Annotated in this window: 21 protein-coding genes; 17 read left to right on the top strand and 4 right to left on the bottom strand. The window is 32.2% G+C overall.

What is annotated here, in order from left to right; all coding sequences use genetic code 11:
• Window positions 1-489: 489 nt before the first annotated feature.
• From RT037_RS12910 to RT037_RS12835, 16 genes are all read left to right on the top strand, one after another.
• The gene (locus tag RT037_RS12910) at window positions 490-1,710 is read left to right on the top strand and encodes a site-specific integrase (protein ID WP_313032043.1); all 1,221 of its coding nucleotides are present in this window, start codon (window positions 490-492) and stop codon (window positions 1,708-1,710) included.
• 246 nt (window positions 1,711-1,956) lie between these two features.
• On the top strand, window positions 1,957-2,853 hold the full coding sequence (locus tag RT037_RS12905) for a hypothetical protein (RefSeq protein WP_313032041.1): 897 nt from the start codon (window positions 1,957-1,959) through the stop codon (window positions 2,851-2,853).
• 145 nt (window positions 2,854-2,998) lie between these two features.
• On the top strand, window positions 2,999-3,280 hold the full coding sequence (locus tag RT037_RS12900) for a helix-turn-helix domain-containing protein (RefSeq protein WP_313032039.1): 282 nt from the start codon (window positions 2,999-3,001) through the stop codon (window positions 3,278-3,280).
• Window positions 3,281-3,374: 94 nt separating this feature from the next.
• Window positions 3,375-5,522 carry a VapE domain-containing protein gene (locus RT037_RS12895; protein WP_313032038.1) on the top strand — a complete coding sequence of 716 codons (2,148 nt, stop codon included), beginning with the start codon at window positions 3,375-3,377 and terminating at the stop codon, window positions 5,520-5,522.
• 344 nt (window positions 5,523-5,866) lie between these two features.
• Complete coding sequence (locus tag RT037_RS12890) at window positions 5,867-7,783, top strand: site-specific DNA-methyltransferase (RefSeq protein WP_313032034.1); 1,917 nt, start codon at window positions 5,867-5,869, stop codon at window positions 7,781-7,783.
• A 14-nt stretch (window positions 7,784-7,797) separates the two neighbouring features.
• On the top strand, window positions 7,798-8,865 hold the full coding sequence (locus RT037_RS12885; RefSeq protein ID WP_313032031.1) for a hypothetical protein: 1,068 nt from the start codon (window positions 7,798-7,800) through the stop codon (window positions 8,863-8,865).
• Window positions 8,866-11,475, top strand: coding sequence for a DEAD/DEAH box helicase family protein (locus RT037_RS12880; protein WP_313032028.1), 2,610 nt, complete (start codon window positions 8,866-8,868; stop codon window positions 11,473-11,475).
• 21 nt (window positions 11,476-11,496) lie between these two features.
• Window positions 11,497-11,880, top strand: coding sequence for a hypothetical protein (locus RT037_RS12875; RefSeq protein ID WP_313032027.1), 384 nt, complete (start codon window positions 11,497-11,499; stop codon window positions 11,878-11,880).
• 31 nt (window positions 11,881-11,911) lie between these two features.
• On the top strand, window positions 11,912-12,379 hold the full coding sequence (locus RT037_RS12870) for a S24 family peptidase (RefSeq protein ID WP_313032024.1): 468 nt from the start codon (window positions 11,912-11,914) through the stop codon (window positions 12,377-12,379).
• On the top strand, window positions 12,379-13,644 hold the full coding sequence (locus tag RT037_RS12865) for a Y-family DNA polymerase (RefSeq protein WP_313032022.1): 1,266 nt from the start codon (window positions 12,379-12,381) through the stop codon (window positions 13,642-13,644). Before RT037_RS12870 ends, RT037_RS12865 begins: the two co-directional genes overlap by 1 nt.
• Window positions 13,634-13,885, top strand: a complete 252-nt coding sequence (locus tag RT037_RS12860; protein ID WP_313032020.1) for a hypothetical protein — start codon at window positions 13,634-13,636, stop codon at window positions 13,883-13,885. The genes RT037_RS12865 and RT037_RS12860 overlap by 11 nt, the downstream gene beginning before the upstream one ends.
• Before the next feature lie 6 nt (window positions 13,886-13,891).
• Complete coding sequence (locus tag RT037_RS12855; protein ID WP_313032019.1) at window positions 13,892-14,374, top strand: thermonuclease family protein; 483 nt, start codon at window positions 13,892-13,894, stop codon at window positions 14,372-14,374.
• A 6-nt stretch (window positions 14,375-14,380) separates the two neighbouring features.
• Window positions 14,381-14,743, top strand: a complete 363-nt coding sequence (locus RT037_RS12850) for a hypothetical protein (RefSeq protein ID WP_313032016.1) — start codon at window positions 14,381-14,383, stop codon at window positions 14,741-14,743.
• 7 nt (window positions 14,744-14,750) lie between these two features.
• Window positions 14,751-15,371, top strand: coding sequence for an SOS response-associated peptidase (locus tag RT037_RS12845; protein ID WP_313032015.1), 621 nt, complete (start codon window positions 14,751-14,753; stop codon window positions 15,369-15,371).
• Window positions 15,368-15,652: a hypothetical protein gene (locus tag RT037_RS12840; RefSeq protein WP_313032011.1), complete on the top strand. Its 285-nt coding sequence runs from the start codon at window positions 15,368-15,370 to the stop codon at window positions 15,650-15,652. Before RT037_RS12845 ends, RT037_RS12840 begins: the two co-directional genes overlap by 4 nt.
• Before the next feature lie 1,106 nt (window positions 15,653-16,758).
• Complete coding sequence (locus RT037_RS12835) at window positions 16,759-17,184, top strand: DUF6943 family protein (RefSeq protein ID WP_313032009.1); 426 nt, start codon at window positions 16,759-16,761, stop codon at window positions 17,182-17,184.
• Window positions 17,185-17,377: 193 nt separating this feature from the next.
• Here RT037_RS12835 and RT037_RS12830 read toward each other — a convergent pair whose 3' ends face one another.
• Genes RT037_RS12830 through RT037_RS12815 form a run of 4 tightly spaced genes read right to left on the bottom strand, consistent with a single transcriptional unit; the run spans window position 17,378 to window position 19,220 of the window.
• Window positions 17,378-17,662, bottom strand: a complete 285-nt coding sequence (locus RT037_RS12830; RefSeq protein ID WP_313032008.1) for a hypothetical protein — start codon at window positions 17,660-17,662, stop codon at window positions 17,378-17,380.
• On the bottom strand, window positions 17,649-17,915 hold the full coding sequence (locus RT037_RS12825; protein WP_313032007.1) for a hypothetical protein: 267 nt from the start codon (window positions 17,913-17,915) through the stop codon (window positions 17,649-17,651). Before RT037_RS12825 ends, RT037_RS12830 begins: the two co-directional genes overlap by 14 nt.
• Before the next feature lie 12 nt (window positions 17,916-17,927).
• The gene (locus tag RT037_RS12820; protein ID WP_313032004.1) at window positions 17,928-18,380 is read right to left on the bottom strand and encodes a DUF5675 family protein; all 453 of its coding nucleotides are present in this window, start codon (window positions 18,378-18,380) and stop codon (window positions 17,928-17,930) included.
• 57 nt (window positions 18,381-18,437) lie between these two features.
• Window positions 18,438-19,220 carry a hypothetical protein gene (locus RT037_RS12815; RefSeq protein ID WP_313032001.1) on the bottom strand — a complete coding sequence of 261 codons (783 nt, stop codon included), beginning with the start codon at window positions 19,218-19,220 and terminating at the stop codon, window positions 18,438-18,440.
• A 129-nt stretch (window positions 19,221-19,349) separates the two neighbouring features.
• Here RT037_RS12815 and RT037_RS12810 point away from each other — a divergent pair, with 129 nt between their 5' ends.
• Complete coding sequence (locus tag RT037_RS12810; protein ID WP_313032000.1) at window positions 19,350-19,907, top strand: thermonuclease family protein; 558 nt, start codon at window positions 19,350-19,352, stop codon at window positions 19,905-19,907.
• The last annotated feature ends 144 nt before the right edge of the window (window positions 19,908-20,051 follow it).

Genomic DNA, 20,051 nt, shown 5'->3' with positions numbered 1-20,051 from the left:
TAAAATTGTGTTAATTATTTTAACATTTGTTGCACTAAATTTCTGAAACGGCGTTACTATGTCGTACAACGGAAAAAGTATTGGCGAAGTGCGGGCTTAATTTAACTGGAAGTTCAATTTAGACCTGCGTGGAGCCGATGCTTTTTCTTCGAACTAAATTACTGAAAATTGTGGAAATAAAAAGCAGCGGCGGATAAATATTTCCACATTTTCTATTTTATATTCAACCCCGCATTTTGCCAATACAATGTTATCCGAAAAAATAAACTGATAGAAACTAATTGCTGTTAAATGCTTATATATAGGGTATTTATGAAAATGAGTATATCAAAATAATGCAGAAAAAAGTAAATAAATATGCTATTTGTTTTACCAAAAGTTTTACCTTTGTATTGTATTGCAGTGGATTATTAAACAGTATATTTACTGAATTGCTGTCCTTTGCTTTCGTTGGTAATATTACTCATTTTTAATCAAAATATAAAAACTATGGCTTCAATAAAATTAGTATTGATCGTAAAGAAAGTAGATGCTTCCGGGCATTGTCCGCTTTACATTCGTGTGATTAAAGATCGTAAAGTAAAATACGTATCTACCGGAGTTAAACTGAAAATTAACGAATGGGATGAAGATAAACAGCGAGTAAAAAAGAACAAAGAAAATTCCGCCAGAATGAATGCTTTTTTGGCGGTTAAAATTGCTGATGCAGAAAGCTTAGTTGCAGACGAAGAAAGAAAATCAACTACAATATCCGCGAAGAAATTGAAGCGGGCAATCAAGGGAATGCCTTCCGTTAATTTCTTTCAATATGTGGATAAAAGATGCGATATTCTCAAAGCAAGTCTTTCATTAAAAACCATTTCTAATTACAAGAAATACACCCATAAATTTGAAAAATTTGTTGGACACAGGGATTTGAATTTCGATGATATTTCAGTGACATTGTTGAACGATTATGTTTCGTATATGGGTAATAAATTGGGTAATGGAGCAACCACTCAAAACTATTCTCTGTTGGTTTTGTCCATTATGTTCAAAGCTGCAATGAATGAAGATCTTATACCTGAAACGATGTATCCATTTTCAAAAGTCAAAGTAAAAAGGGAAAAGGGCAAAAGGTTATTCTTGACGAAAGACCAGTTCAAAAAATTTAAAGAGCTTGAACTGGAACCAATGAGCAAAGAAGATATTTACAGGGATATGTTTATGTTTTCCGTATTTGCGGGTGGATTGAGATTTAGTGATGTGCTTTCTTTAAAGTGGAAGGAATACAATGAAGAAGAACAAAGAATTTCCAAAGTCATCCGAAAAACAGGCAGACATCACGCCCTACGTATTGGCGAAGATGCTGTTTCTATTCTCAATAAGTATAAAAATTCAGATGTTACAACAAACGATTTTATTTTCCCCTTAATTCCGGATGTTGATTTTTTTGATAAAAATAACGAATATCAGCAAAGAATGATTGATAATAATACCAGTTTATGTGGAATTCGGCTTCGAAAAATTGGAAAAGATTTGGAATTGCCTTTCACACTTTCATTTCATTTAAGCCGCCATACGTTTGCTACCAATGCTCTGAACAACGGTATGAGAATAGAGTATGTTTCAAAGCTATTGGATCATACTGATATTGGGATTACTCAGATTTACGCCAAGATCATTAGTGAAGAACTGGATAAAGCGGTTGACAGTTTCGTTAAAATGTAAGTACATAATAGTATCTAAAATTGATAAAATAGATACAAAAGTGTTTCTATGTTGATAAATTTATAATCATTCTGGAATTCAGGATGATTTTTTTTGCGTTCTTTTTCTTAATTTTGAATAGAATACACAATGATGAAAATGTTCCATTTTTCTTTTTGAAACTTGAATTGTTTTTATCAAAATTCTTTTTAATGAGTTTAAAAACTGCTTTTAAAGCTGAATTTTTATTTAAAATCTATTATGTAGATGTCAAACCGCTTTCAAAATTTGGAAACTGTTCCTTTTGCGGATTATATGACAAGGTTGAATTCCAAAGATTTCAATCAGGAACTCGATGTGGATTTTTCCCTAGTAACTGATTTACATTCTTATTGCACTCAACTTTTTGAAAAATTATTTTCTTTAAAACATTCTGAAATTCCCGATTTTTTAGACTATCAATGCAACCATTCTAAAAATGCAATGTTGTGGCTTAATAAATTGGAGAAACTGATTGAAGTTAATTCTGAATTATTTATTGGCGCAAGAAACGAGAGTAGAAAAACAAAATTATACACCTGCATTGAATTCAAACGCACCGCTTTAAAGTCCGACGGACTAAAACAAAGTCAAATCAGACCAAATACGAAGTATATTAATGCACAAGCCGAAGAACGATATTTTTCGATTAAAGAAACACGTGAAAATGTAGAGAAAATGCAGACTGACGCAGAAAAAATTCTGTATTTAACAAAAGAAATCTTTGAGTATGAAAGTGCGGATATCGAAATGATTAATCATAAACTTCCTGTATATTCAGGAGAATGTAAAAAATATATTACACAAATTCAAACACTTGCTTCCCTAAAAATCCAATTGGAGGAAGAAACTAAGAAATCAAAAGTTCAAAATCAAAAGATGGAGAAAATCAGATTGTATGGTCCGTTAAATATTATGACCAATGCTTTCAAGCAAATGATGACAGATGTAAAACCAAGCGGATTGCCTTATATTCAAAACAAAATCAAAGATATAGCCTTATTTATTTGCAATAATTTTGAGGATGAAAACGGGAATAGCATTTCTAAAGAAACAGTGCAAACCTATCTTTCCCCAAACCGAAATGACAAAGATCCGAATTCTGACAATTCAGTAAAACTCTAGTCCGATTTTTCAATAAAACCTTAAAACTAATAAGCCTTATTTCATTGCGCTTTGCAAGTTTTTTAGTCCGATCGGACTAAAAAGTACTTATCGGACTTTCCACAAAATTTCACCTTTGCTTCATAATCTTTAAAACAAAAATATTATGGAAGCCATTATCTTATCAAAAGACCAGTTTGAAGAATTAATCTCAAAAATTAATGACATTGCAAACAAAGTAAACACAAAATCTGGCATAGTACAAGAAACGTATTTGGATAACAAACAGTTTATGGAAATGCTAAAAATTTCACCAAGAACGGCACAAACATGGCGAGACGAAGGGAAAATTTCTTTTAGCCAAGTTGGAAGCAAAATTTATTACAAACTTTCCGATGTCGAAAAATGTATGGAAATCTACTACAACAAGTCATTTGCAAAAAAGTAAAATTTTCAATTCTGATCAATTAAAAATGCAAGCCCTTAAAATATCTGAGGGCTTTTATCTAAACTCTACACTCTAACTTTTAACTTCTAAAATAATGAAAACCACCATATTTCAAAACTTCAACGAAGTAACCGATACGCAACCCATAGAAAAAGTATTGGATAACATCAAAAACGGAACCTATCGAAACCAAATCGTTTACCTTAGAAAATCCATTGCCGAAGACAAAAAAGAAGCGGCAGAACGCATCAAAAAATCTCTTCCAGCATTCACACCAAGTGCCACATTCAAAGGCGGAAGAAAAATGGAATTTCTGCAAAACTATAATCAAATCATTTGCTTGGATATTGATAAACTCGAAAAAAATAAACTGGCAGAAGTAAAATCAAAAGCAATAGAAAATGAATATGTTTTTGCAGCTTTTATCAGTCCTTCCGGAAATGGACTCAAAATTTTTGTGAAAGTTTCGTCCGATCAGGAAAACCACAAAGAAATGTTTCTGAAATTGCAGCGATATTTTGAAGAATTATTGGCGGTAGAAATCGATAAATCAGGAAAGGACATTACCAGACTTTGTTTTGTATCGTATGATCCCGAATGCTTCGCTAACACCACTTCCGTTGTATTCCCTGAAAAAGAAAATGAAAACGACTGTCATCCTGAGCTTGTCGAAGGATTTCCTATCAACAGACAACGATCAACCGACAACTACGATGTTCAGTATGAACATTGTGTCCGCTTCACAGAGAAAAAAGAACAGTTTGCAGAAGGCAACCGCAACAATTTTGTATTTCAGCTAGCCAACAATCTTAACAGAAAAGGCATTCCCGAAGCAATGGCTTTAGGCTATATTTTGGTAGATTATGGATATGACACCAAAGAAGTTTCAGTAGCAGTTCAAAGTGCCTATCAAAACACCTCACAATTCAATTCAGACGAATTTAAACCGAAAAATCCGCGAGTGATAAACGTGCGTAAAACCAATGTCATTCCGAACGAAAGTGAGGAATCTGAGGACGAAGAAAAACCAAGTTTTATCGATAAGCTCGAAATGTTTTTAGATAAACGATACAATTTCCGTTACAACAAAGTATTAGGGAAATTAGAATTTAAAACCATTAAAGCCACCAAGTTTAAACCGATGACCGACTTCACAGAAAACTCTATTCTTCGTGAAATCCTCAAAGCGAAAGTAAAATGCAGCATCAATTCCTTACGGAATTTGCTTCATTCCGATTATTGCGAAATGTTCGATCCATTTGAAGTTTATTTTGAAAACTTACCGAAATATGAAGAAGAAAACGATTATATTCAGCAATTGGCAGATACCATTACCACGACAAAGCAGGAGCTTTGGAGAACCTGTTTCAAAAAATGGTTTGTGGCAATGGTTGCCTGTGTATTGGACGAAAAACAAGTCAATCAAACCGTCATTGTATTCAGCGGGAAACAAGGTTTAGGAAAAACAACCTGGATAGAAAAACTAATGCCTAAACAACTGAAAGAATACATTTTTTCGGGAACCATAAATCCAAGTAATAAAGATACTCTAATCCACTTAGCAGAATGTATGTTAATCAATCTGGACGAACTGGAAAATCTCAACCGTTCAGAAATCGGAAGTTTAAAAGAAATCATCACCAAAACACATATCAGAATGCGAAAAGCATACGGTCATAATAACGAAAATATGCCACGCAGAGCCAGCTTCGCTGGTTCTGTTAACACTGCCCAATTCTTGAATGATACCACCGGCTCACGCCGTTTTCTGTGTTTTGAAGTAGAACATATCGTGTACACCCACGAAATCGACATCAACAAAGTCTATGCACAGGCACTGTCATTATTCACCAATGGCTTCCGCCATTGGTTCAACCAGGAAGAAATCAAAGAAATCAACCAAAACAATGAACAATACCAATTACGAAGCCCAGAAGAGGAATTGCTGTTAACGTGGTTTGAACCTGCCGAAAAGGACAAAGCTCAATATTTCTTCAATACCACACAAATCGCACAAATACTTTCATCACGTGCAAATATTAATATTAATGAAGCAACTGTCCGTAAATTAGGAATGGCGTTAAAAAAGCATGGCTTCAAGAAAATAGTTAAAAACAAAGTCTATGTTTACCCAATAATACTTCATGAATACGAAGAAGTTAACAAGGAAAATCAACAATTTGAAACACCCAGTACAGAAATTTTGGAGCAGCAAAAAATACCTTTCAGATTTGATAATTGAAAGCGTGTGCAAAAAAGCACTCGTTTTCTTTTAATTTCATCAAAGTAACAACGTAAGTAACGTAAGTGATTTTTAATAAAACACTTTTTCATTTTTTTTCTTTAGAAAAAAAATGCTGAACTAGAGTAGAATAGTGCAAACCCCGTACCTCGCTTCTTTTCTTTGCTCTTAACCCCTCATTTTAAATAGTTTTTTTTACAACTGAATAGCAAAAAAATCTTTTTACAGATTTTCTCTTACGTTCTTACGTATTTACGGTTTTCCGTTTTTTTCTTTCAATTGCACTTTGTATATTTGAGAGTTTACATATTTTACAATAAAAATTAATAATATACTTTCAATACATGAGTTTATTCGACCATATAAAAGAACTCCTTAGTCAGAATGAAAACTTTGCCAAAGACGGTGAAGTTTTTAAAAACAAAGTTGTTGAAGCAGCTTTAAAATTAGATCCCTCTCTTATTTCAATTTTAATAAAAGATGAGAAAGCTAAATCAACGTTTTTTGTAGACGTAGAAGGCGTTTTAGTTTTTGATAAAATCAAATTTCAAAAATTTGTTTCTAACAAAGATTTTTTACCCGATAGTTTTACTGCCTTTAAAAACAAAATTGGTCTTACTGCAAATGGTGAATACCTTACAGAAGCTAAAGAAGTAGTTTTAGATTTCCCTTACAAAGATTGTGTTTTAGAAGGTGGTCAGACAAAAGATAATGAAAAAAGAAGTGAGATTTTTTGGAGTGAAACCCTTGCCCCTGAAGAAATCGATAGATTGTTTGAACCAAAAGTATTAAGCAATTGGAAAAAATATGATAAAGATGGTGAACATAAAGTAGAAAGCATTTCTTTGGATGATAATTTGATTATTAAAGGGAACAACCTTATTGCTCTTCATTCTCTTAAAAAAGTCTATAAAGGCAAAATCAAATTAATTTATATTGATCCACCATATAACACAGGTAAAGACTCCTTTTCATACAATGATAGTTTTAACCATTCTACTTGGTTAACATTTATGAAAAATCGTTTAGAAGTTGCTTATGAGCTATTGAAAGAAAATGGTGTATTATTTATTTCTATAGATGTTAATGAACAAGCTTATCTAAAAGTTCTTTGTGATGAAATTTTTAGACGGGAAAATTTTGTTGGTGAAATTATTTGGGAAACAGCTACAGATAATAATCCCACTCAAATATCTATTGAGCATGAGTATGTTTTATGCTATGCAAAAAATAAAAATATTCTTCCAAAATGGAAAATTACATCAGATAAAGCTCAACACATAATAAATAAATACAACGAATTAAAACTTGAACTAGGTGATGATATTAAATTGATAGAAAAAAATTTAAGAGCATGGGTTAACGCAATGAAAAAAAGTAATGATGTTGATTTGTCAGGGGTTTCTCATTATAATTATGTTGATGAGAAAGGAGTTTTTTATCCAGGCAATTCAGCTAATACAAAACCAGGAGGTTACAATTTTGATATTATCCATCCAATTACTAAACAAGCGTGTAAAAAGCCTGAAAATGGTTACAGGTGGCCAATAGAAACATTTAATGAAGCAGATGAAAATGGTGAAGTATTATGGCCTGATGATGAAAATGGTATTCCAAAAATTAAAAAAAGGATTGAAACAGCAACTGAATTGCTTAAAGGATATTTTTACGAAGATAATAGGAAGTCTACTAAAGCTCTCACTAAAATCATGGGACGAAAAGTATTCGAAAATCCAAAATCAATTAATTTATTAAAGAAAATCATAAAGTTTTCTACAAGTGATAATGATATAATACTAGATTTTTTCGCTGGAAGTGGATCAACTGCTGAAGCCGTTTCAGAGGTAAATAAGGAACTAAATAGTAATCGAAAATATATTTTAGTTGAACAAATGGATTATATTGATAAAGTAACTTTAGAAAGAGTATTAGCAACAACTAAAGACTCATTTGTATATTGTGAATTAATGAAGTTAAATCAATTAATTATTGATAAAGTTTCCGAAACTAGGGATTTTATTGAAATTATAAAATTTATCCAAAATTTAACTTTAAATCCTTTAATAAAAATTACATTAAATGAAAATTATTTAAAATCGTTATTGGAACTTTCTAATGATAATTTAAAAGCTGCAAAAAAAACATTATTAGAATGTTTTGATAAAAATATGTTATATGTGCCACTAACTGAAAGTCAAAATTTGGATTACAGTATTTCAAAACTTGATTTAAATTATACTAATCAATTCTATAATCTATAATGCTATTAACTAACTTGAGAAAAGAAACTTCCGAAAGGAGTGATGAAAAAAATTGGGCTAAAGATGTTTTACTGTCTCAAAACTCATATTATTTTGAAAGTATTGAAGGGTGTAATCAAGATAAAGATAATTTAGTAAAAAATTTATTCGAAAGAGCTCGGGTAGATATTGATGAAAATGGAACTCAAGCGGTAGATGATATTAGGAAATTAATAATTGATTTAGAGTCAATTGAGAAACTTTTACGAAAAATTAATTTTGCTAAGTGCTTTAATATCAATTTGCAATATGTATTATATTGTGACGAATCCGAAAAAGTATTCGTATATGAGTTTGTGACTATTGATAATTTAATATTAAACCTTGAATTTAATTCTTACAAAGAGTTTGCTGATTGGATTTATAGCATTAAAGGTTGGAAATCAAACAAAACCTTTAGAGAATATGATGATTTACCAAATTTTGATAAAAAATTACGAAAAGCTGGTACGCCTTGGCCAACGAATATAGATTGTTTTGTATGTGATTTTGAAAATAATCCAATTGGTATTATAGAATTTCAAAATGCTGATAGAGTTGGTGTTTTAAATCATTGTAATAATGATTATTTTCTGTGCAAAATGTCAAGTATTAATCAATGGGGGTACACGGTATATCATGATGATATTAGAAGGTGGACTTCACAAGAAATTTTAAGAGTTCAGTCTAGTCTGAAATATATTATTATTACTTGGTCTCAAAATAATTTTGATTTTCAGTTGAAAATTTTGGATAAGGTTACGATCCCATATTTTCCATTAAAAAATGGTTCAATAGACTGGGATTATCACAATAAATATAAAGCTGCAATGAACAAATTTATTAATCAAAATAAGCCAGATAGCATATATAACTCAATATCTAATAATGGTAAAACTTATAATTTAGTCAATGATAATTCAAGAATAAATATGATTATTAATGAACCTCCTGTCACATATGGTGATAAGACATTTCCGTCACTTTATTACAAATCAAAAGAAAAAGTTGAAAATGGAAAGAGTCATTTACTAGAATATTTTCATAGATCTTTAAAATATTAAATGGAAAATCTTAATACTTTGATAAGCTCTGGTATTTCGTTAGGTTTTATCAAATTAGAAGCTAACCCAAATATCGTAAATAATCTTAATCCTAAATGGGGATTAAGACCTTATCAAATTGAAGCATTTGCACGTTTCAATTACTATCTTACATCGTATCCTCAAAAACAAATACCTTCCCAATTGTTATTTCACATGGCTACAGGAAGTGGTAAAACTTTGGTTATGGCAGGTATAATTTTAGATTTATACCAACGTGGGTACAGAAATTTTATTTTTTTTGTCAATAGCACTTCAATTATTGAGAAAACTAAAGATAATTTTCTAAACAATTTGTCTTCAAAATACTTGTTTAACGACACAATTTCGTTTTCAGATAAGCGTGTAGAAATAGTTGAAGTAGAAAATTTCGAAGCGGTTAATTCAGAGGATATCAATATTGTATTTACCACAGTTCAAGGCTTACATACAAGGCTAAATGCACCGCGTGAAAATAGCATTACATACGAAGATTTCGAAGATAAGAAAGTAGTCTTACTTTCAGATGAAGCCCATCATATCAATGCAGATACTAAAAAGGGTAAATTATCAAAAGATGAAGCAGAAGAAATAATCAGTTGGGAAAGCACTGTAAACAAAATTTTCAAATCCAATTCAGATAATTTATTATTAGAATTCACAGCTACAGCAGATTTAGACAATGCCAATGTGAAGGAAAAATACGAGGATAAATTAATTTTCGATTATCCTTTAAAACAATTCCGTATCGATAAATATTCTAAAGAAGTACAATTATTACAAGCAGATTTAGAACCTTTCGAACGTACTTTACAAGCCGTTTTATTAAGTCAATATCGTCGTAAAATATTTCAAGACTTTAAAAAGAATATAAAACCTGTAATTCTACTAAAATCTAAAACTATCGGGGAAAGTGTTACTTTCTATGATGAATTTATAGAAAAAATAAAAACCCTTTCAGAAAAAGATATTCTCAACATAAAAGCAAAAAATGATAAAGGTATTTTCAAAAAAATATTCAATTATTTCGATGAAAATAAAGTTTCAATAGAAAACTTATTGATTGAACTCAAAGAAGACTTTGGAGGGGATAAGTGTATTTCAGTCAATAGCAAGAATGATACAGATGAAAAACAACTTATTATCAATAGCTTAGAAGACAAATCCAATGAGTATCGTGTTGTATTCGCTGTAGATAAACTAAATGAAGGTTGGGACGTACTTAATCTTTTCGATATTGTCCGTTTGTATAATACAAGAGATAGCGACCATAAGGCAGGTAAAATAGGTAAAACAACAATGTCCGAAGCTCAATTAATTGGTCGTGGTGCTCGTTATTGTCCTTTCCAATTGGATGAAAGTCAATCATTATTTCAACGTAAGTACGATGATGATTTAGATTTTCCTTTGCGTATCTGTGAGGAGTTGTATTATCATTCAGCACACAATCCAAAGTATATTTCTGAGCTTAATAAAGCATTAGAAGAAATTGGGTTAAAAGCACCAAAAGTTGTACAGAGAGTTCTTAAACTTAAAGATAGTTTTATAGAGTCTGACTTTTATAAATCGGGGTTTATTTTTACTAATGAGAGAAAACCCTATGATCGTTCAGATGTTACAGAATTGTCTCCAGCTATCCGTAACAAAATCGTCAAATCAGTTTTCAGTACAGGTTATTCTTCCTCATCAAAAATATTTGAAGAAAATACAACAGTTGCTTTAAAGCGAGAAACAAAGATTTGGAACATTCTTGATTTTGGAGAACCTGTAATCAGAAAAGCAATTAATAAATTGCCATTTTACAGATTTGATAACTTACAAAGTAAATTTCCTAATCTTACTTCTATTTCTGAATTTATCAATTCAGAATCATATCTAAAAGATATTAAAGTTGAAATTGAAGGGGATGAAATTGTTGCATTAAATCCAGATAAAGAAGTTCAATTAAAATCTGTAATTAAAGTTTTGGAAGAAATTTCAAAATACATTTCCAATGGCTTTATTGAGTTTAAAGGAACTTATGAGTTTAAGTCGCAAAATGTATCTTATGTTTTCAAAGAAAAAACCATTAGTTATTCCGTGAATGAATCATCTGATAAGGAAACAGGTATTCCACAAACCGAAACAACTAACTTAGATTTATTAATAGACCTTTCCAAAGAAGATTGGTATGCATTCAATGACAATTATGGTTCATCGGAAGAAAAATACTTAGTGAAGTTCATAAAACAGGCATATTCCTCATTAAAAAATAAATACGAGGATATTTATCTTTTAAGAAATGAAAATCATTTTAAGCTATATAATTTTGATGATGGTCAAGTATTTGAGCCAGATTTTGTTTTATTTATGAAAGAGAAAGATAATGCTAAGCCAATTATCTTTCAGGCATTTATCGAGCCTAAAGGTTCTCAATTGATAGATAAAGACAAATGGAAACAAGATTTCCTAGTAGAAATTGAAAAACAAGGAAAAATATTAGAAATTTTCTCAAACAGAAAATACAGATTAATAGGTTTACCATTCTACAATGAAGAAACACTAAAACACAATTTCGATACTTTGTTCATAAACAAGTTTGGTATAAATTAATAATCAAAAATAGCTACTATTATGCAAGACAATTTTAATTATTTAAATAATTTGTTTTTAGAAACTAAACAATATTTAGAATTTGGTGATCTTAATGCTGAAGATGCATTAATTAATCTAAATATTGAAATTATGGATGAAATTAGGTCACTAAACAATTACCCTGTTAGTATGATAAATAGTACAGAGATGACATTTCTAACAAATTTACGTATGCAAGTCAATGAACTTAAAGAAAAAAATAACTTTGACTATGAAATTAATGAAAATGAATACTTAGATGAAGATGATCTTGACGATGGATATGATGAAGAAAGTGAATTAGATATGATGTTTCCAGACAGACATGACGACGATTTTGATGAAGATTCCATGAGTTGGGATAGCGTATTTGGTGATGATTAATTAAGGATAAACAAATAATTTACTATTTTTTTTGCAGACTAAGATTTCAATATTCCGCTTAGATTCGTCAGAAGATATAGCGTTTCCAGTACTTCCTGCCAAAGTTAAGGCAGGTGGTTATGGTAGTTTTGAAAGTCCTGCATTAGATTTTCCAGATGATGTTATTGATTTGCTTAAATACCTTATTAAGGACAAAGACACAACTTTTTTTGCTCACGTTACTGGAGATTCACTTAATGGTATTGGTGTTTTTGATGGAGATTTGCTTGTTATTCAAAAAGGCTTATTTCCAAGAGAAAATGATATTGTCGTAGTCTTTTACCAAGGAGAATTTTATGTAAAAAGATACATTCCAAAATATAAAGAAAACGGTACAAGTTTAGAAGAAATTAGATTGAAATCAGAAAATCCAACTTATTCGGATATGTACATTAATGAAGATTCAGATTTTCAATTATGGGGTGTATCCACATTTAATATTCATAAATTAAGGAAATAGTGTACGGCTTAATAGATGGCAATAATTTCTACGCAAGTTGCGAAAGGATATTTCGTCCCGATTTGCGTAATAAACCTGTCGTTGTTCTCAGTAATAACGATGGCTGCGCTATTGCCAGAAGTAATGAAGCTAAATCTTTGGGAATAAAGATGGGACAGCCTTATTTCCAAATTCAGCATTTTGAAAAGGAATCTAGCTTAACCTGTTTTTCAGCAAACTTTATTCTGTATGGTGATATTTCTAATAGAATTACAAATATTTGCCGTAGATATTGTAAGGATATTGAAGTTTATAGTATTGATGAATCCTTTTTAGATTTTCACGGTTATGAATATCTTGATTTACAAAAGCATTGTGAAGATTTAAGGGAAAAGGTTTTAAAAGGATTAGATGTACCAACAAGTATTGGTCTAGCACCTACCAAAACATTGGCAAAAGTCGCAAATAAAATAGCTAAGAAGTTTCCTGTAAAAACCAATTCAGTTTATATGTTAGATAATCCTCAGAAAATAGAGAAAGCTCTTAAATGGTTTCCACTTGAGGATGTGTGGGGTATTGGTAGAAGATATTACGAAAGGTTTTCTGCAAAAGGCATCAAATCTGCTTGGGATTTTACCCAATTACCACAAGATTATGTCCAAAAAGAAATGGGTATTTATGGGTTAAGAATGCATAAAGAATTAAGAGGTATTTCTCAATATGATTTATCAGTTTCTAAACCAAAAAAAGGTATTGCTACTACTAGAACTTTTGATAAAAGAACTGATGATATTGATGTTCTAAGAGAAAGAGTCTCAACTTTTGCCTATAAATGTTCAGAAAAACTTCGTCATCAGAATTCTTGTTGTAGATATGTTACAGTATTTATTATGACAGACCGTTTTAAGCAAGATTTAAAGCAATACAGTAATTCCTTTACATTTACATTGGTTAATCCGTCCAATTCGGCAATTGATTTATCAAAAGCTGCAATACAAGCACTGGATAAAATTTATTTACCATATTTTCAGTATAAAAAAGCAGGAGTTATGGTGACAGAATTTGTTCCTGATACCGAGAGGATGATCTCTTTATTTGATACAGATAATTACGAAAAACATAAGCCTGTTATGCAGGTGATGGATTATATGAATAGCCGTTTAGGGACAGACAAAATTAAATTAGCATCTATGGATATTCAAAAAACTTGGAAGATGAATCAAAAAAATCTTTCTCCCAGATACACTACCGATTTAAACCAAATAATTAAAGTCAATGCAAAATAATTACAAGGAATATCTTTATTATGATGGAGAAGAAGAAAATCCATTTACAGATGAACAGTCTAGAGAATTGAGAAAAGATGTATTTTGGCATTACGAAAAATTACATTTTTTTGCAAAACAAAACGATGATAGTATTTTTACAGTAAAGGGGTATATCAAAAATATTCTTGTCCATTCCCTTGATGAAGATAAACCTACATTACCTCATTACCAATTATATTTAAATAATTCACCCAAATAGTATAGTATGAATTTTAAAATCATTTTTGTTTTTTTATTATTTCATTTTGTTTTTATACTCTCACAAACAACTGCTAAGGTAATTGGAGTTAAAGATGGTGATACAGTTGTAGTTTTATTAGAGGGTAATATCCAAAAAACATTACGTTTAGCAGAGGTAGATTGTCCAGAAAGTGGTCAACCTTTTGGGAAAAATGCAAAGCAGTTTACTTCAGATCAGGTTTTTGGAAAACAGATAACTTTTATTCCAACTGACGAAGATAGATACGGTAGAACTATTGCTAAAATATTTTATGATGATAAATATCTATCTGCTGAAATAATTAAAGCAGGCTTCGGATGGTGGTATTTTTATTATAGTAAAGACAAAAGTCTGGGGGAATTAGAATTTAATGCGAGAAAAAACAATTTAGGTTTATGGCAAGATAAAAATGCAATTTCACCTTGGGAATACCGTAAATTAAAGAGAGAAAATGCTTTAAATAATTAATCAATTATGAACGATTATTCTATTGAACAACTTTATGAAGATATAAAACAATCATGGAGTGATCAGGATGATTTAGATGATTATTTTTATCGTTCTTATGGTTTTATTAGTATGTATTGTTATCAGCAATATGTCTTTGATAAAACTGAATTAAAAGTTTATAAAAGATACACACCCAATTCCTTTGATCCTACTACTGATCCTATACATAATCCAGATTTACGGTATTTATTTATTCTTTTATGTTGTGAAAAATCCCATGTTATTTTAGATGCTTTCAATTTTATTTTATTACCTACAGATTATTTAACTTTACATGAAGAATCTGTTAAAAAACAAATATTAATTACAAAATCACTTCTTAATTAATAAAATTATGTGTTATTTCATTTCAAATAATGTTACTGAAAAAGAAATCAAAGAATCTTTTGGGGTAGAATATAATGGTCCAACATATAAAGGTTCAAATTTTGTAAATGGTTTTGCTCACCCTAATACACCAATAATTTTAGATGATAATAGAAATGAAGCTATCTTGGGTAATTGGGGTATTATTCCGCCTTGGGCAAAAAATCGTGATGGTCAGAAAATGACATTAAATGCACGTATTGAAACTATTGGTGAGAAAAGTAGTTTTAAAGCATCAATTGAAAAACGTTGTCTTGTTATTGTGAATGGTTTTTATGAATGGAAATGGCTTGATACAAAAGGGAAAGAAAAAGAAAAGTATTTTATTCAATTAAACAATGATAAAAAACCCTTTGCATTGGGTGGTATTTATAATGTTTGGACTGATAAAGTTAGTGGGGAACAACTTACTACTTTTACAATTGTAACTACACAAGCAAATGAACTAATGTCGGAAATTCATAACACAAAACATAGGATGCCAATGGTTTTGTCTAAAAAATTTGAAAAAGCATGGTTAGATGATAGGAATATTGATGATTTTGCATTTCCTCATTACAATCCCTCACTTATTGCTGAAATAGTATGATTAAGATTGATTTTTTAGAAAGTAACGATATAGAATTCTTAATTCATCTATATCAGAAATATGGTCTTGATGAAATCTTTATTTCAAACAATACTTTTTCAATAAATCAGAAAATTCTTGATAAGATTCAAGAGAATCCTATTTATGGTGAATCTTTTTATGACCATACTATTTTGATGGAATTATTAGCTGAAATCTGTGAAATTGTAAATCAAGAAGATTCATTTTGTCTGAATATTACTGATAAAGATGTAATATTAAATCCTATTATTGTTGAATGAATAGGATTAAAATACTCCCCAGCAAATAACATAACAAACATTATACGCACAGCCAACCGCTTCGGGGATTGCTTCCTCTTCGCTAAAGCTTCGTTCCTGCAACTGCCAACGTGTTGTGCCTATAATGTGGCGTTATGTTAAATGCTTCCCTTGCAGTCGGGCGAAGCCCTTTGTGCGCCACCGCTCTGTCGTCTTTTGATTGAAATTTTCGTCTTTGTTGAACTGTTCAAATGCCCACCCACCCATTTCAAAGGATGCAAAAAAATGATGCAGAAAGGGTAGTCATTTGCCAATCGTTACAGACGCTTCTCAGCTGAAAATATTTTAAAAAAAATAAAAAAATATTTCATCTGTTCAGCCACTTTCACTCACGCGCATAGCAGTATTCCTTCCTTCCTCCAGGAGCTTTTGCCAACACCTTGTTCCCAGTCCATTACAAAAATGCAATCATTTTATAGGAAAGCATTTTCAGTGCATTTTTGCATCGGTCTGAAAACGCCAAGCTAAAGCTCCTTCCTTCAGTCAGTCATACCGCTATTTTTCCCTCCGCCTGTCACATTTAGACTCAATTAAAAGTTTATTGGTGATTGAGTATGTCGAAAAGCATCATTTTTGTGCAAGCTTATTTACCCATTTTTGCCACATCTTTCTGAAGCTAAATCCAACCTTCTCCAGTTCCTTCACAATATGGTTATGCAAACATATCCATACTGTTTCGTCGCCGCTCGCAGGAGTATGTCGGTTTGTCGTTCCGCCAATCCGCCATACACCTGCCTTTTCCTACGCTCACCGTCCTTTGCCAGGCAACTTTCCACCGCTTTGAATCCTTCCTTTGAACTTTCAGTTTCCAATAAAAAATAAAAAAAGCAAAGCAAGATAGGGGGCTCCCGAAGCCAGCCGCTATATTGTGTAAAGGTCATGCACTTCGTGTTTTTGAAAAAAAATTTTTGGCTAAAAAATATAGCCAAAAACTTTTTCCAAAAAACCTTGACACAACGCCTCGCCCCCTTACAAAAGGGCTTTCTTTTTTTCTTTTTTTTTCGGTTTTTTTCTTCGTTTTCTTTTGAAAAATTTTCGGCGGAGCCTAAATTTTTAAATCTCACGCTATGTCAAATTTCAAAGTACGCACGTACAATTCCGAAAAGGAAACGCCTGAAAACGCTCTGTTTATTCTTTCAAGAGGAAGAAACGCCGGAAAACCACTTTTTGAACCCTGCCCGAACTGTTTTATTCTGTACTGCAAAGACCGGGAAGAACTCGAAATCCTGTACTGGACCTTTTTCACACTCTGGAAAAACGGCTTTTTTCATCCGTATTTATGTGGTTCCGTTATCGAAATGCTTCGCCTTTCTGAACTCAGAAAAATCATTCAGAATTTCATCATTCCAAGTTTATCCAAGATGCAGCAGAACGGAAAAATCCTTTCCGACATCAAAGCGGTTTATCAGCTCGAAGAAAAGTATACCAGACAGCTTCAACAGCTTTCAGAACTTCGTTCTGTATTAGTCCGGAAATATTATTTTCAACTCTAATTCTTAAAAATCCCCACTTCGGGGATTTTTCTTTTAATTGAACTTCATTCCCACCAAAAACCCTGGATAAGTCCTACATATTTCACCCTCCTAAATAACGGACTGCAGGAAAATGAAAGCAAATGCACTAAACAAAAGAAACCCGCCTTTGGAGCGGGAGTAATAGGGGATAAAAGCAATAAAATGAATGATGTTATTCCTGTAAATTCTGATTTTCAGAGGAATTTTCCTGAATTTTAACCGGATTTTCGGGAATTTCTGAAGTGCTGACTGCCGTCTGTGCAATTGCCGAAGCTAGTGTTCCTCCCAAAAGCAAATAGCTTCCAACGGTCACCAAAACTGCAGGAAGTGCAACCGGAGCAGCAACCAACGTTCCGCCTATTGCCGAAAATATTAATCCTGTAGTGCGGATCAGTTTGAACCATTTTGGCGTAGGAGCTTCAATTCTTTGGATGAGATTAAGTTTATCTGGATTCATGATCTGAATGTTTTATTTGGTTTAACTCGATTTTATTGATTCTCTGTTCTAAATATTCTACTTTTTGATTCAGAAGATCATAGGTATTTTTGAACTCTGTTTTGATGACCAAAGCCATTGTTTTGACTTCGGAAATATCCTTCTCCATACTCTTAAAATCAGTGTGTAACTGCTTGATAAAGTAGGCAACAATTCCAAGAAGCAAACTGCTGATTGCTCCAAAAAATACGCTCAAAGTAATTTCATTATGCATTTTTTGAAGTTTTTAGAATTGGAAATTATTTTCAATGATGATGCCTTTTTCCTTGCCTTGAACCATTTTCAAAAGTTTTGGATAAATCATTTTGTAAGCATCCGTAGACTGCAGAACCTGAAAATCACCGTCTTTTTTGATATAACTCAGACCGCAAAGCGGACATCCTGCCGTTTGTGTGATGGTATTTCCGATATGGATATACACCGAATCAAACGTAGGTAAACCGTCAATTTCAATCATTCCGCGATGCACAACGGGAAACCTGTTGGCATAGTCCTTATTCATTCCGCCCCAAGTATTTAAAGTGAGATAAAATGAACCTGTTGGAATAGCCGTTTGCTTCATTATTTTGATTTCACGGATTTTATCTTCAAGAAGAAAACACTGAAAAATCCCATCAATATAAAGATGGGAGAGTGTGGAATTTTTGCCCTGGGCAACTCTTACTATTTTTGTTTTCATAATAATTAAGTATTAAAAAAGGCTTCCCGATTTGGAAAGCCCTTTGAAGATTGTAACCTAAAAAACTTCCTCTATCTTGAGACAGTTACCCGAAGCAAAAGGGTAATACACACTGTTAACCTCCTGGAAAAACTCAATTCCGATACACTGAATCACAGAAACATTGGTTCCTAAAGTGGGAGTTCCAGGCAGTGTAGCCGTGAAAGAATCACCTGCATAAGTAGCATTTAACGGAATGTAAGGCGAATATTCAATCACCGTCAGCTCATTGTTTTCCATATCATCCGGCTCATAAGTTCCTGTGGTAGGATTGTATGAAAAATCTGCCAAAACCGCCAAAGCATTAATCAGACGGAAATGCGTAGATCCGGAAGGAGCGGAGATCAAATCACCCGGATTAAAAGCGGCAACCGTAAAATCTGCAGAATCTCTTCCTGCTGTATGCGTAACATCATACGGAGCATTGAAAATTCCACTGATAGAAAGGTTTTTGTTGAATTCAAATCCTTCCAGATATTTTCTTTGGGTAGAAACTTCTACCTTTCGGTAACCTCTGGCTTCGGTTCCGTCCTCCAGATTGATTTTCTTCATAATCGAAGTGAGTCTACCTGTTACCTGAGTATCGGTAAATTTCCCCATCAGTGCAGATAAAGCCGTTCTGAGGGATTTTCCTGTTTTGGCACAACCGCCAAATTCGTTCATATTTTCACGGGTTCTTTCGAACTCCGGTGCAGTGTGCACCTGCTGAGCAGTTGGACCGCCTACCATTCCGGCAAAGAAACCTTCCTGCCCTTTGATTTTGAAATGTCTTACATCGCCGATGGTTCCGACGTACTTCATAAGACCTTTTTGTCTTGCCATTGTAATAAAATTTTAATGTTAAAAAAGAAAGAAAAACACTGTTGTCTAGACCGTTATAAATTTCTTGAATTAACTTTATAAAAACAATAGATAAAATACTGTAAACCAATGAAATACAATGCAATCACACCAAATGGAGCGGAAAACAACGGCAGTTTTTCCACAGAGGAACAAGAAAATTATTTTCTAATGAAAGACCTCCAAATTGAAACTCATCTAATTGTTGAAAGGGTTTTGGATGGCGACAGTTTAATCGTAAGGCAAGAATATGGTCAAATAAGCAAGGAAGTAAGATTATATGGCTTAGATGCTCCGGAAGTCAGAATAAGCCGAAAAACGAAAGAAGATGAAGCCAAAAGCGGTATTCCTGCTTCAAGGTTGGTTCAGTTTGGACTGATGAGTTTGGATTTTATGGTGATCCTTGTGCCTCCCGGCACAAGGATCACCATTCTGACTGAACAGAAAAACCAACTGGATTTCTGGAAACGGCAGTTGGCTTATGTAATTTTACCCAACGGCAAATGCATGAATGAAGAACTTATAAAAAATGGCTGGGCAAAAGCCAGCCACGAATATTACTGCGAAAAACTACCGATCTATCAAGCATTAAATTTTGAAGCCAAACAGCAAAAACGTGGAATCTATCTGTTTATCGATGTTTTTTGATTTGTTTTACTTATGTTTAACCTATTGATGAAATGTAAGTAACAAAACCTTTATTTAAAGGAGAACTTTTATAGATTTTGGATAATACTATGTTAGGCGATGTGCTTTTTAAACGTCAATTGAAATTCTGACTTTTCCACCAAG

Origin of the sequence: Soonwooa sp., assembly GCF_032062245.1 — a bacterium.
In the GTDB taxonomy this organism is placed as follows: Bacteria; Bacteroidota; Bacteroidia; order Flavobacteriales; family Weeksellaceae; genus Soonwooa.
The sequence above is the reverse complement of the archived record's forward strand: the minus strand, read 5'-3'. Positions and strand labels throughout refer to the sequence as shown.

Excerpts from the sequence above, each read along its gene's own strand:
- RT037_RS12910 (WP_313032043.1), top strand. The coding sequence starts at position 490 with ATGGCTTCAATAAAATTAGTATTGATCGTAAAGAAAGTAGATGCTTCC.
- RT037_RS12905 (WP_313032041.1), top strand. The coding sequence starts at position 1,957 with ATGTCAAACCGCTTTCAAAATTTGGAAACTGTTCCTTTTGCGGATTAT.
- RT037_RS12900 (WP_313032039.1), top strand. The coding sequence starts at position 2,999 with ATGGAAGCCATTATCTTATCAAAAGACCAGTTTGAAGAATTAATCTCA.
- RT037_RS12895 (WP_313032038.1), top strand. The coding sequence starts at position 3,375 with ATGAAAACCACCATATTTCAAAACTTCAACGAAGTAACCGATACGCAA.
- RT037_RS12890 (WP_313032034.1), top strand. The coding sequence starts at position 5,867 with ATGAGTTTATTCGACCATATAAAAGAACTCCTTAGTCAGAATGAAAAC.
- RT037_RS12880 (WP_313032028.1), top strand. The coding sequence starts at position 8,866 with ATGGAAAATCTTAATACTTTGATAAGCTCTGGTATTTCGTTAGGTTTT.
- RT037_RS12875 (WP_313032027.1), top strand. The coding sequence starts at position 11,497 with ATGCAAGACAATTTTAATTATTTAAATAATTTGTTTTTAGAAACTAAA.
- RT037_RS12860 (WP_313032020.1), top strand. The coding sequence starts at position 13,634 with ATGCAAAATAATTACAAGGAATATCTTTATTATGATGGAGAAGAAGAA.
- RT037_RS12855 (WP_313032019.1), top strand. The coding sequence starts at position 13,892 with ATGAATTTTAAAATCATTTTTGTTTTTTTATTATTTCATTTTGTTTTT.
- RT037_RS12850 (WP_313032016.1), top strand. The coding sequence starts at position 14,381 with ATGAACGATTATTCTATTGAACAACTTTATGAAGATATAAAACAATCA.
- RT037_RS12845 (WP_313032015.1), top strand. The coding sequence starts at position 14,751 with ATGTGTTATTTCATTTCAAATAATGTTACTGAAAAAGAAATCAAAGAA.
- RT037_RS12840 (WP_313032011.1), top strand. The coding sequence starts at position 15,368 with ATGATTAAGATTGATTTTTTAGAAAGTAACGATATAGAATTCTTAATT.
- RT037_RS12835 (WP_313032009.1), top strand. The coding sequence starts at position 16,759 with ATGTCAAATTTCAAAGTACGCACGTACAATTCCGAAAAGGAAACGCCT.
- RT037_RS12830 (WP_313032008.1), bottom strand. The coding sequence starts at position 17,662 with ATGAATCCAGATAAACTTAATCTCATCCAAAGAATTGAAGCTCCTACG.
- RT037_RS12825 (WP_313032007.1), bottom strand. The coding sequence starts at position 17,915 with ATGCATAATGAAATTACTTTGAGCGTATTTTTTGGAGCAATCAGCAGT.
- RT037_RS12820 (WP_313032004.1), bottom strand. The coding sequence starts at position 18,380 with ATGAAAACAAAAATAGTAAGAGTTGCCCAGGGCAAAAATTCCACACTC.
- RT037_RS12815 (WP_313032001.1), bottom strand. The coding sequence starts at position 19,220 with ATGAAGTACGTCGGAACCATCGGCGATGTAAGACATTTCAAAATCAAA.
- RT037_RS12810 (WP_313032000.1), top strand. The coding sequence starts at position 19,350 with ATGAAATACAATGCAATCACACCAAATGGAGCGGAAAACAACGGCAGT.